Annotated in this window: 7 protein-coding genes and 3 pseudogenes; 9 read left to right on the top strand and 1 reads right to left on the bottom strand. The window is 44.9% G+C overall.

Annotated features, from left to right (window positions below; genetic code table 11):
• Positions 1 to 585 precede the first annotated feature (585 nt).
• The 3 pseudogenes from bla to PPM_RS30075 form a co-directional block, all read left to right on the top strand.
• Positions 586 to 1,452: pseudogene (gene bla, locus PPM_RS12745) on the top strand (class A beta-lactamase).
• Between the two features lie 290 nt (positions 1,453 to 1,742).
• A pseudogene (locus PPM_RS12740) lies at positions 1,743 to 1,939 on the top strand (BlaI/MecI/CopY family transcriptional regulator); the annotation flags it as partial.
• Between the two features lie 223 nt (positions 1,940 to 2,162).
• Positions 2,163 to 2,324 (top strand): annotated as a pseudogene (locus PPM_RS30075) (DUF4180 domain-containing protein); the annotation flags it as partial.
• A gap of 15 nt (positions 2,325 to 2,339) precedes the next feature.
• Here PPM_RS30075 and PPM_RS29520 read toward each other — a convergent pair.
• Positions 2,340 to 2,765 carry a hypothetical protein gene (locus PPM_RS29520; RefSeq protein WP_051507724.1) on the bottom strand — a complete coding sequence of 142 codons (426 nt, stop codon included), beginning with the start codon at positions 2,763 to 2,765 and terminating at the stop codon, positions 2,340 to 2,342.
• A 132-nt stretch (positions 2,766 to 2,897) separates the two neighbouring features.
• Between PPM_RS29520 and PPM_RS12730 the strand changes: the two genes are divergently transcribed.
• The 6 genes from PPM_RS12730 (at position 2,898) to PPM_RS12705 (ending at position 12,553) form a co-directional block, all read left to right on the top strand.
• On the top strand, positions 2,898 to 3,866 hold the full coding sequence (locus tag PPM_RS12730; protein ID WP_013371291.1) for a LacI family DNA-binding transcriptional regulator: 969 nt from the start codon (positions 2,898 to 2,900) through the stop codon (positions 3,864 to 3,866).
• A 308-nt stretch (positions 3,867 to 4,174) separates the two neighbouring features.
• A complete protein-coding gene (locus tag PPM_RS12725; protein WP_414056455.1) occupies positions 4,175 to 5,128 on the top strand; it encodes an ABC transporter permease in 954 nt (317 codons plus the stop codon).
• A gap of 13 nt (positions 5,129 to 5,141) precedes the next feature.
• Entirely contained in the window at positions 5,142 to 6,038 is an 897-nt protein-coding gene (locus tag PPM_RS12720; RefSeq protein ID WP_013371289.1) for a carbohydrate ABC transporter permease, read from the top strand.
• Between the two features lie 125 nt (positions 6,039 to 6,163).
• Positions 6,164 to 7,789, top strand: coding sequence for an ABC transporter substrate-binding protein (locus PPM_RS12715; RefSeq protein WP_013371288.1), 1,626 nt, complete (start codon positions 6,164 to 6,166; stop codon positions 7,787 to 7,789).
• A gap of 25 nt (positions 7,790 to 7,814) precedes the next feature.
• A complete protein-coding gene (locus PPM_RS28555) occupies positions 7,815 to 10,283 on the top strand; it encodes a PfkB family carbohydrate kinase (protein ID WP_013371287.1) in 2,469 nt (822 codons plus the stop codon).
• On the top strand, positions 10,280 to 12,553 hold the full coding sequence (locus tag PPM_RS12705) for a GH32 C-terminal domain-containing protein (RefSeq protein WP_013371286.1): 2,274 nt from the start codon (positions 10,280 to 10,282) through the stop codon (positions 12,551 to 12,553). Before PPM_RS28555 ends, PPM_RS12705 begins: the two co-directional genes overlap by 4 nt.
• Positions 12,554 to 12,742 lie beyond the last annotated feature (189 nt).

The following is a 12,742-nucleotide window of genomic DNA, read 5'->3' as shown; positions in this document are numbered from 1 at the left end:
GAAATCATTCACCATTCGAAAAGGAGTAGCACTTCTGACGGGCAATCATTCTGGGGACATACCGGCCGTACTTTCGGATTTGAATCAAGAGCCTTCGGATCTTTAGGCGGGCAGCGTATTTTGCTAACGTGCATCAACTCGGTAGCCCCGGAAGTGGAGCCGGCTCACAATAAAATAATCGATAAGGAGTTTGGCCGTTAAGTTTAAAGCCGACATCGCGCCCTTTATTTGAGGGCGAATGTCGGTTTCTGCTATAATTAACCGTCGTTTTATGCAATCAAGGCACATATGTAAGCATTCAGAAGAAAACGACTTCAAATAGATAAGATGTACTAGGGACATAACGACGGCGTATTTTATATTCGGTCGGTGAGCTCTACTATCAAAATTCTGTAACTTGACTTTTAAAAACCACAAATATAATAACTAAAATATTACATTTGTAATACATGTGGAAATGAGAAGAGAGGAGGACATCGGGTATAACCTGCTGAGGGGTTCAAACAGACGATATATTTTTAGGGAAAGAAGGCTAAAATCTTGAAAAAATACGTATTAAATACAAATAGAATAGCTTTATTTGCGATGACACTCTTTCTTGTGCTGCTCGTTGGCTGTACAAAACAGGGGGCTTCAACTCCGCCGACTGAAAAGGAGCCGCCAAACTCAAACGCAGCGAATGTGGTTTTTAAACAGCTTGAAATCAAGTTTGACGCACGGCTGGGCGTATATGTTATTGATACGGGAACAGGGAAAGAGGTTGCCTATCGGGCCGATGAACGTTTTGCCTATGCATCCACTTACAAGGCACTGGCAGCAGGCGCGGTCCTGCAGCAGAAGTCTAACGATGAACTGGGCAAAGTCATTAAGTTTGCCAAGGATGATCTGGTCACGTATTCACCGATTACGGAACAGCATGTGGATACCGGGATGAATCTCAAGGAAATCAGTGATGCGGCTATTCGTTATAGCGACATACGGCAGGAAATTTGCTGCTAAAGGCGCTCGGCGGGCCCGAAGGGTTCGAAAAAGCGATGAGAGACAACGGTGACAATGTGGTTATGGCCAACCGTTATGAGACATGAGTTGAACGAAGCGATTCCTGGGGACCACCGTGATACGAGTACGCCCAACGCCCTTGCCAACAGCTTAAAAGTGCTGACGATTAACGATTCCATGCCTAATGACAAACAAGAACTGCTTATCGGCTGGTTAAAGGAAAATACTACCGGCGACGAACTAATTCGGGCGGCTGTGCCAGAGGGCTGGGTAGTTGGTGACAAGACAGGCGCAGGAAGCTATGGCACACGCAACGATGTTGCCATCGTATGGCCTCCGGACAGGGAGCCGATCATTATTGCTGTAATGTCCAGCCGTGATACCAAAGATGCAGAGTATAACAATGCCCTAATCACTGAGGCAGCCAAGGCGGCCTTTAAGGCTCTGGAGTAAGCGTAGCAGAGCTGTTGGGTAAGTCGATAGGGCTAATTAAACCAAGCACAAAAGGTCGAGACAAGGGGAAACATGCTCCTGTTCTCGACCTGTTTGCCAAACAGGGAATCGCAAGAATTCCTCTGGATTAGAGTATTCTTTTGATTGGTTTGAACTTGGGGTTATGCATGCAGCAGCGGAAATAATGAAGCAATTCCGATAAATCGAAGCGTTCGCATTTGATCCTGAATTTCATCCGCTAAAAATATAATTGAGAAATTTGGGGTCAACAGCGATTGGAGGTTCCTACGATGAAAGAATTGCTGCAAATATCAGAAGCCGAATTCGAAGTAATGAAAATTATCTGGAGTCATACGCCGATCAACACCAACGAAGTCATTGAAACACTTACCCAGACGAGCAAATGGAGTCCAAAGACGATTCAAACCCTGGGCTGGTAAAGAAAAAAAATGCGCTGACCTATAAGAAAGAGAGCAGAGTTTTTGTATAATAATGCGTTGAGTTTCTATAAGAAGCGGGGTTGGAAAGCCGTTGTCGAGGAAGGAGAGCCTGGGGCGAGATATTGGGTTCTTGTTTATGAATGAATCGAATCATGACGAATAGAGTACTATTTTATAAGTATAAGATTGAAATGAGGAAAAAGAAGATGATAAACATTAGGAAAATTAATGCAATGGAATAGGAATTGTCTATGTTACTAGTGGTAAAAATTAATCACTGATGTTCAGTCCGCTATAGATCTGATGGCAACGGTCAGGTATCAAGTAGATTGTAATCGTATTATTTTAAACAAGTCTGAAATATGTGATGAGTTCTTTGAGTTGAAAATACGTCTTGCCGGAGAAGTACTCCAAAAGTTCGTTAACTACCAAACTTTTTCGTATCCTTTAATTTATATATTCCACAAATTCAGTAATCTCATTATCTCGAAGCAATTTCCCAGCTAGGATGCTAGCTGCTGTATACTTAGATTTCTTCTTTTTGCAAATATCAACTTTCGCCATCACATTTCCAATTAGTAAAGGATTGAAGTTTTCGTCCTCAGCTTTTTGATTCAAGTAATTAAATAAAGTTCGAAGCGATGATAGCTTTCTTGATACTGTCGTTCTTGAGTTTCCTGCTTTGGTGAGAAGATGAAATCTATATCCGAGAATTGAATCCAATGAAAGCTTCTCAAGAGTTTCTAACGGAATTTGACTAATAGGGCCAGCAGGAGTAAGTCCTTCAGCCAGAAGATAGTTAAAGAAGGTTTCATAATCATATATGTATTCGAGTAGTGAAGAAGGAGAAAGATCAGGAAGCTGGCTTATCATCTTTCTGACCGGATTACACTTGATTTAGCTACATGGGCTAGGAAAAAAAGTCAAAAAAAAGCGTTTCAAAGATTATTGAAACGTTTCCAACTTCGTGTTATTATAATTTTCATAAGAGAGAGGGGGGGCTAAATGCCAAGTATTAAAGATGTCGCTAACCTGGCTGGCGTAGCTGTGGGAACTGTTTCCCGTGTTATTAACAACTCGGGCTCTGTAAAACCAGATACACGCCATAAGGTGGAAAAAGCTATACAAGAATTGAATTATATCCCTAATGAAGTCGCTCGAAATTTTAAGATGAGGAAATCCAAGATGGTAGCCTTGCTACTTCCAAGTATCTGGAATCCTTTTTTTTCTGAACTGGCTTATTACATTGAGGATGAGTTGGATAGGGAAGGCTTTAAGCTCATGCTATGTAATAGCGGTGGCAAGCCCGAAAAGGAACTGTATTATCTGGATATGCTACGGCAAAATAAAGTGGCTGGAATTGTCGGCATTACCTACAATGATATTGAGAATAGCATAAGCAATGACATTCCGATTGTAAGTATTGACAGACACTTTAGCAAAAAAATTACCTGTGTGACCTCGGATAATTATAAGGGAGGGAGTATGGCTTTAAGGGAACTTATTAAAGCGGGAGCCCAGAGGCCGGCTTTTATAGGAAGTGTAACTTCCGTATTTAGTGAAACCATGAATCGAAGAAAAGGTTTCATTGATGAGGCGAAAAAATTAGGTGTCGACTATGTTGTATACGAGAAACCAGACCCTATTGTGAACGACGATGCCTATTTTAGCGAATTTCTACATAAGTATCAGGATGTGGACGGCATTTTCGCTATTACCGATATGTTAGCCGCTAAATATATAGAAAGAGTAGGCAGGCAGGGTATTCGCGTTCCAGAGGATGTAAAGGTCATCGGTTACGACGGGATTCAGAATCATCCTTATTTTCATCCGATATTGTCCACAATCAGGCAGCCAGTGGAGGAAATGGCACGTATGACAATCAGACTGCTGTATCAAAAGATGGATGGTATAACTTTAGATCAGCAAGTGTATCGTCTCCCCGTTATCTTCAGGCAAGGCGAAACGACATGATCTTAAATGTAAAGATATTAGCTCATTTCAGTTGGATCTCTGTTTGAATCTATAAACTCGTCATTTTTTTATAATAAATTGGAAACGTTTCATTTGGAGATGAAACTACTTTGTTAAAAGATCAAAGGAATAAGTTTGGATCAACAAATGCATCGTCTTCCCGTTTTTTTAGACAAGATTGTTTTTGATTTTAGAAAAACTCGAATTCAATCGGTGGTTCATGTATGGCTCTGCCGATTGACGTTTTTTTATATCAAATTGGAAACGTTTCAAAAATGAAAATATCCTATGTCAAGAAAGGGAATGTAATGGTGAATACAAAAATTAGCGAATTAGATCACTCCACGATTAAGCCAAATCGCAAAATATGGAACCAGATCAAACGCGATTATGAACTGTATTTGTTTTTGCTGCCAATCATTATTATTTATCTCGTATTTAAGTACTATCCGATGTATGGAATACAAATTGCTTTTAAGGATTTTTCACCAAGTCGGGGAATCTGGGAAAGCGAGTGGGTAGGCTTTAAGCACTTTATTGATTTTTTCGATTCCTATAACTTCTGGACGATCATGACTAATACGCTTACACTCAGTGTTCTATCGCTTGTATTTAGCTTCCCAGCTCCGATTATTATAGCAATTATGCTCAATCAGATGCTGGCCAAGAGATACAAGAAAATTGTACAAACTGTAATTTATGCACCACACTTTATTTCTACCGTAGTGCTCGTCGGTATGCTTAATGTTTTTCTGTCTCCAAACAGCGGAATTGTGAATCACATCATCACTTGGTTTGGAGGGGACCCCATTATGTTTTTGGCCGACGAAGGGTGGTTCCGTCCTTTGTATATATTATCAGGGGTTTGGCAAGAGACAGGTTTTGCTACCATCATTTACCTTGCAGCTTTGGCAGGGGTCAATCCGGAATTGCATGAAGCGGCGATCATGGATGGAGCAAGCAAATGGAAGCGCGTAATGCATGTGGATATTCCAAACATTTTGCCGACGATCGTCATCTTATTGATTCTCGCACTCGGCAACATTATGGGCATCGGTTTTGAAAAGGCTTTCCTTATGCAGAACGATTTGAATTATGCCACCTCCAATATTATTCCGACCTACGTTTATGAAATTGGGATCCAAAAAGCACAATACAGCTTTTCTACAGCAATTGGCCTGTTTAATTCGGTTGTAAATATTATCCTGATAGTCACCGTCAACCGGATCGCAAAAAAATTGACGGAAACCAGCCTGTGGTAAGGGGGAGATCATTATGAATCAATTATTAAAGAGAAAAAGTAAAGGAGACTTATGGTTTGACATCATCAACTACGTCATGCTGACCATAGTTATGTTGCTTGTATTATTCCCGCTGTATTTTGTATTGATTGCTTCACTCAGTGACCCCAATCTCATCTACTCAGGTGAAGTATGGTTCTTTCCAAAAGGGTTTACGCTGGATGGATACGGGCGAATATTCAGCGATTCATCTATATGGATTGGATATGCCAATTCGATTTTATATGCGAGTCTAGGAACCTTAATCGGAGTTGCCGTGACCGTATGTGCAGCTTACCCGTTAGCCCGTAAAGGACTGGCTGGAAAGCCGGTGATAATGTGGTTTTTACTGATCTCCATGTTTTTTAGTGGGGGGTTGATCCCAACCTATTTGCTGATCAAAGATCTTCATATGCTGAATACGATCTGGGCACTTGTTATTCCTGGAGCGGGAGGTGTGTTTAATGTCATTATCGTAAGGACTTTTTTTCAGTCGACCATCCCGGATGAAATGTGGGAGGCCGCTTCCATTGATGGTTGTTCCAATACCAGATTTTTTTGGAGCATTGTATTGCCTTTGTCTAAGTCCGTTATAGCCGTAATGGTACTGTATCATGTTGTCGGGTTCTGGAATGGTTTCTTTGACGCTTTGATTTACTTAAACGATGAAAGCAAGTATCCATTACAACTGGTCCTTCGCAACATTCTTGTCCAGAATCAGGCCAACTCGAGCATGATGATCGATGTGGAATCCTACGCAGCAAAGATGCGCGTTACAGAGCTTATCAAATATGGTGTCATCATGGTATCCAGCCTACCGTTGCTGATTTTGTATCCTTTCCTGCAAAAATACTTTGTAAAAGGCGTGATGATCGGCTCGATCAAAGGCTAACATTGCCAGGGTGCCTGAAAGGGGGAATGTGCAACAGAAACCATAAATTCAGCATTTAGACAAATAAAGTAACAAGGACAAGGGAAGTTCTCAGCTTGTGGACTGACATAGGGAGGGTATGTACGATGAAATTATTCAAAAGGGCTGGAATTCTAATGCTGGCTGGAGTGTTTGCTCTTAGCGGATGTTCGGGAGGCGGTGGCGAGTCAAAAAATCAGACGGTGAATCCGGATCAGGATGCAAATTTTAATAAAACCGGTCTTCCGATTGTTAAAAAAGCGGTGACATTAAAGATGGTGTCCCCAAAAGCTGCTTTAGCGCCAGATTACTCGAAAATGGAAATATTTAAGCGGCTGGAAAAACAAACAAACGTAAAAATTGATTGGGAAAACATTCCGGACACTGACTTTGCAGAAAAGAAAAATTTGTTGTTGGCCAGCGGAGATTTGCCAGATGCCTTTTACGGAGCCGGATTCACAGATTACGAGCTAATCAATTACGGTAAAGACGGAACCATTATTCCGCTGGAGAATTTAATTGATCAATATGCGCCTAATTTGAAAGCGCTTCTTGATCGTCGGCCTGACATTAAACTAGCCATCACAGCACCAGACGGTCACATCTATGGGCTGCCGTCGTGGGAAGAGAATAAGCTCGATACCAACCCCTTCTTTCACGTCATCAATAAAAATTGGCTCGATAAACTGGGTTTAAAAGTACCTCAAACGCTGGACGAATACACGCAGGCTTTGATTGCCTTTAAAACGAAGGACCCGAACGGCAATGGCAAGGCTGATGAAATCCCATTAAGCTTTATGCACATGCAGTGGTGTAGTGACATTGCTGGCATATTCGGTGCTTTCGGTATTCCGGATAATTTGGAACATCGGATCGTCCGCGAAGGTAAAGTGATCTTTACCGCTTCGCAACCTCAATATAAGGAAGCATTAAAATATATTCATGATAACTGGTATAAGCAGGGGTTGATTGACCCTGAATCGTTCACCCAGGATGCCGCTCAGTATTTAGCAAAAGGCAAAACACTAGATGAAACGCTCGGCTCCTACGTTTGGTGGGAAGTTGAAGAAGTTGTCGGACCGGAGCGTAGTAAGGATTATGCTCTGCTCCCCCCGCTTAAAGGCCCAAATGGAGATCAAATGATTGGTCGCAACAACGGCGGCGGTCCGGGACGAGGTAGCTTTGTGATTACAAAAGAGAACCGTTATCCGGCAATGACGATGCGTTGGATCGATCAACAGTATGACCCTTACATGGCGGCTCAAATTCACTGGGGTCCGTTGGATGTCGTATTCAAGAAGGACGAAAAAGGAAAAATGGTGAACCTGCCGCTTCCCCAAGGAGTCTCCGCAGGTGAATTCCGCCAAAAAGTGGCTCCTGGCACAGGAAATCCGGGCGTCATTACTTTCGATGACTTCGGAAAAGTTGTTGATATGGAACCCCGAGCTCAGAAGCGTGCTGAGTATTTGGAGAAATATTACACTCCATATATGAAAAAGGAAAACTATCCGAGCATCTTCTTTGAACCGGACGAACTAGATAAAATCAATCGGATCGAGCCAGAACTTATTAAATATGTAAATACCCAAAGAGGCAAGTTCATCGTCGATGGCGAGGTAGATGAAAAGTGGGACAGCTATGTGAAGACACTCGAGAAGATGGGGCTAAACGAATTAATGGAAATCTATCAAAAAGGGTTGGACCGATATAATGCAAATTTAAAAAATAAATAATCAAACGATAGGTGGGGAGAAAACTGTGCTTGATGTAATAACCATTGGGGAAGTATTGATAGACTTTACGCCATCAGGTCGTACAGCGGGAGGCAACGAACAGTTTGAATGCAATCCTGGAGGGGCTCCGGCTAACGTAGCAGCTGCTCTATCCCGTTTAGGAGCTAGAGCGACATTGATTAGCAAAGTAGGGGATGATCAATTCGGTTCCTTGCTGCACGATACCTTGATGAACGGCGGCATCGACGTGTCTGCGCTTACGTTTACAGATGAAGCTAATACAACGCTGGCATTTGTCCATCTGGATGACAACGGAGACCGATCGTTCAGCTTCTACCGGAAACCAGGAGCGGATACATACTTGCGCACGCAGGATGTCCCGTTCGATAGGATTGAAAACTGCCATGCACTGCACTTTGGTTCTTTGTCGATGACCCATGAGCCGGCCCGTACGGCAACAAGAGCGGCAGTTGTGAAGGCTAAAGAGGCAGGAGTCCTGCTTTCATTCGATCCGAATATCCGGTTTGCTTTATGGGAGAGTAAAGAGGAAGCGAAACGGAATATCCTTTGGGGCATGAAGTATGCCGACATCCTGAAAATATCAGAAGATGAGCTCCACTTTATAACGGGTACAACTGATGTGGAAAAAGGCTCGCTAGAGTTGCAACAGCAATTCGGCATCGCCGGGATCTTCGTAACTTTAGCGGAAAAAGGCTGTTATTACCGATTAGTGGGTCATGACGGATATGTGCCGGGTTTTCAAGTAGAGGTCACTGATACGACAGGAGCCGGCGACGCTTTTCTGGGCTGCTTGTTATATAAGATACTGAAAGCCGGTATTTCTTTGAATCAGCTGACCAAACAGCAAATCATCGGTATGCTAACTTTTGCTAATGCCGGCGGTGCATTAGTAACCACACGGAAAGGGGCTCTTCAATCTATGCCGACGACAGATGAAATTACCCAGATAATCGAGACAAATAAACAGCACGATGATGATAGATTTAGGCCGGGTTTTCATTTTTCACCTCACTCCCATTGGTTGAATGATCCCAACGGATTAGTCTATTACGAAGGAGTCTATCATCTGTTTTATCAGCACCATCCTTATAGTAACCAATGGGGACCAATGCACTGGGGTCATGCTGTAAGCCAAGACCTGGTTCATTGGGAGCATATGCCTATCGCTCTGTTCCCGGATGAGCATGGCGCAATTTTCTCTGGTTGCTGTGTGGTTGACTGGAATAATAGCAGCGGACTGTTCGATGGTTCCCATGGATTGATCGCACTCTTCACTCATGCAGACAGCTGTCCGGAGACCGGACAACCTCGCCAGCGGCAAAGCCTGGCTTATAGTAGCGATAAAGGCCGAACTTGGCACAAATATGAGGGGAACCCAATACTCGACGAGCATGATCTGGTCGACTTCCGGGACCCCAAGGTGTTCTGGCATTCGTCAAGTGAATCCTGGATTATGGCTCTTGTCGCGGGAGACCACGTTCGGTTTTATCGTTCCGACAATTTGCGTGAATGGTCGTTGTCAGGCGAATTCGGAAAGAGTGAAGGCTCGCATGACGGAGTTTGGGAATGCCCTGATCTCTTTGAATTGCCGGTTGATGACAGCGGACATTCCAAATGGGTACTTATCATAAGCATCGGAGATAATCCCAACTGCCCGGAAGGCTCACGCACGCAATACTTTATCGGAGAGTTCGACGGAAATACGTTCATCAATGACCATCCGGCCGATCATATCCTGTGGCTGGATTATGGCCGGGACAATTATGCGGGGGTCACCTGGTCGGATATAGCTGAGCAGGACGGACGGCGTGTGATCATCGGATGGATGAGCAACTGGAAATATGCTAACCAAACGCCTACTGGGGCCTGGAGAGGCACAATGACTCTGCCTCGCGTCTTATCATTGACCAGCCGAGACGAGGGCGTAGTTCTGACCCAAATGCCTGTTCGGGAAATAGAGCAACTGCGGAAAGGAACGCTCTGCTGGAATGAGGTTAAGGTTACGCCAGAGGTGCCGTTTACGCAAAAAACGAATGATGTTCTGCTTGAAATTGAAGCGGATATCGACATTCGTTCCGAAGACGAGGTTCATATTAAAATGAAGTCCTCTGGGCAAAGTGAGACTATTATCGGTTATGACCCTGTGCGCCAATGGCTATTCATCGACCGCTCGAAATCGGGCCTGACTGATTTCCATCCATCGTTTGCGTGCAAGCACGGTGCTAGAATGGTTTCGGAGAATGGGAAGATCAAGCTGCATATCTGGCTGGATCGCAACGCGGTTGAAGTGTACGCGAATGAGGGCTTGGTTGCACTGACGGATCAAATATTCCCTGATGCTCCGATGGATCGTATTGAGATAAGTGCGAAATCAGGGGAAGTTGTAGTGAACTCGTTTTATATGCATGCTCTTAACTCCATTCATATTCCTAATGGTCCAACGGAGCAGACATCCAGGAGGGTTGAAGTATGAGCCATGCAACCGATAATCGGGGATTGATTATGTATTGGGCCTTCAATGAAGGAACCGGCACAAGCGCTCTGGAGAGCGTATCCCAAGTCCAGGATAATATCCAGTACGTATTTAACCAAGCGGAGTTTACTCAACCTTGCCCTCCACGGTGGAGACAGGGGGTAATTGGAAATGGGCTTCTGTTCGATGGTTATTCGACTTACATTGCGCATTCGTTCGATGAGGGAAATCAGAACACCGAGCCAGAGTACCGATCAGCGTTAAGCATAGGAGTATGGGTAGCCCCACGCTCCTATGAATGGGGGGATGATGGCAAATTATCCGCCATCGTGAACCGCTACAACCTGGATCGCAAGCAGGGTTATCTGCTCGGCATGTTCCGTCACGGTTCCTGGTCCTTCCAAGTCGGGCTGGAAGGAGGAGACTGGAAGGAACTTTGGTCGCCGGACGGCCATGAACTGCCCAAGAATGCATGGTCATACGTGAATGCTGTGTTCGATGGGAACCAAGGGGAAATCAAGCTGTATTTAAACGGCAGTGAAATCGCTTCAGCTGCCGTGCCTCGTGGTTCCCGTCTGGCTGAGGCGGCGGAAACAGATCTCCTGATTGGCAAGAATAACCATAGCAGCCTGCTGGCGGAAGTGTTCAGCCTTCACATGTTTAGCGGTATCATTGATGAACTCAAGATTTATAATCGGGCGCTGAGCGCGGAAGAAGTGGCCGCTTCTTATCGTCATGTGCTGGACACCTTTCATGAAGGTATCCGGCCACAATTAAACTATGACGAGATCAAGCTAGACCGGACGCCACTGCTACTTGATCGGCACAGACCGCAATATCATGTTAGCCCGCCGGCCCATTGGATGAACGAACCCCATGCACCAATCTATTTTGACGGGCAATATCATTTGTTCTATCAGCATAACCCGCAGGGGCCGTTCTTTCATCAGATCCATTGGGGACATTGGGTAAGTCAGGATTTGGTGCATTGGCGTGATCTACCCGTGGCCCTGGCGCCCGAAAAGGATCAGCTCGCACCGGACGGGATCTGGTCGGGAAGCGCAACCTATGATGCTGACGGACTTCCTGTCTTGTTCTTTACGGCAGGTAATGACAGCGCTTCTCCGAATCAGAGCGTAGCGCTTGCCCGAAGCACTTATACCCTTGACGGAAACCCGGATCTGGTTCAGTGGGTCAAACATCCAGAGCCGTTGATCGTGCAGAAGAAGGGAATGGGCGCATTTGGGGATTTCCGAGATCCATTCGTATGGAAGGACGATGACGGCTGGTACGCTTTGGTCGGGTCCGGAATTGAAGGTGGAGCAGCACTGGCATTTGCGTCACAAGATATGCTGAATTGGACGTATAAAGGGCCGTTTTTTAAAGCGGATATTCAGAAGTTTCCTTACCTTGGACCCATCTGGGAGCTCCCTGTGCTTCTTCCCCTTGGCAGGGACAAGCTGGGGGTGAACAAACATCTGCTGCTTGTCAGCCCTGTGGGAAAAGGAGCAGATGTCGAGGTGTTCTATTGGATCGGACAACTTGACAAGCAAAATCTTTCGTTCATCCCCGATCAAGAAAAGCCTCAATTGATTGATGTCGGGGATTTCCATTTTACCGGACCGAGCGGAATGGTTGATCCGAAGACCGGCAGAAATATCGTCTTTACGATAGCCCAAGGCGACCGGACGTCTGAGATGGAATATAAGTCGGGTTGGGCTCATAACGGAGGCTTGCCGTTAAGCGTGTATTTGAGGGATGACGGGCGTCTGGGAATAGAGCCGATTCAGGAGCTTCAATCGCTGCGTGGCCCTAAGCGGCTATCGCTTCGGGACCAGTCATTGGCTGAAACTAATGTGCAGCTTAGGAATGTTCATGGTGACATGCTTGAGATTCAATTGGAATTGGAGCCCGGCAGCGCCAAAAAATTCGGAGTCAAGGTCCGTTGTACGCCGGACGGAGAGGAAGAAACTCTGCTGTATTATGATTGGAATCAAACGATGCTCTTGGTCGACCGGTCGAAAACGACGCTGCACCCGGGAGAAAAGTGTGGAGGGGTTCAAGGCGGAAAGTTGGAGCTACTTGGGGAAAATCTGAAGCTCCACATTTATTTGGATCGCTCCATGGTCGAAGCCTATGCAAACGGATTGAAAAGCCTGACAACCCGGGTATATCCGAGCCGTATGGATGCTTTGGGACTCGAGATTTGGGGAGATGGAGAACCGTTTGTTAAATCCTTGGATATATGGGATATGCAGTCCATTTGGTAAGACGGTTGTTTAGGCGCTCCTTACGAATGGGGTATGCACAAATGATCAAGAAACTTTGCATTCCTCCGTTTGGAAACGTTTCATTCATATTCTCCCTTCTTCATGACTATTCATCTTTGTACAAGGAGAGCATTTCGAAATGAGGTATCGATGTTCGCAAGTATAACAAGTTTCGAAGGAGGCTCGAGA

The organism is Paenibacillus polymyxa M1, assembly GCF_000237325.1.
GTDB classification, from domain to species: Bacteria; Bacillota; Bacilli; order Paenibacillales; family Paenibacillaceae; genus Paenibacillus; species Paenibacillus polymyxa_C.
The sequence above is the reverse complement of the archived record's forward strand: the minus strand, read 5'-3'. Positions and strand labels throughout refer to the sequence as shown.

What these genes read in the sequence shown, in the direction of transcription:
- PPM_RS29520 (WP_051507724.1), bottom strand. Translation starts at nt 2,765, where the DNA reads ATGATAAGCCAGCTTCCTGATCTTTCTCCTTCTTCACTACTCGAATAC.
- PPM_RS12730 (WP_013371291.1), top strand. Translation starts at nt 2,898, where the DNA reads ATGCCAAGTATTAAAGATGTCGCTAACCTGGCTGGCGTAGCTGTGGGA.
- PPM_RS12725 (WP_414056455.1), top strand. Translation starts at nt 4,175, where the DNA reads ATGGTGAATACAAAAATTAGCGAATTAGATCACTCCACGATTAAGCCA.
- PPM_RS12720 (WP_013371289.1), top strand. Translation starts at nt 5,142, where the DNA reads ATGAATCAATTATTAAAGAGAAAAAGTAAAGGAGACTTATGGTTTGAC.
- PPM_RS12715 (WP_013371288.1), top strand. Translation starts at nt 6,164, where the DNA reads ATGAAATTATTCAAAAGGGCTGGAATTCTAATGCTGGCTGGAGTGTTT.
- PPM_RS12705 (WP_013371286.1), top strand. Translation starts at nt 10,280, where the DNA reads ATGAGCCATGCAACCGATAATCGGGGATTGATTATGTATTGGGCCTTC.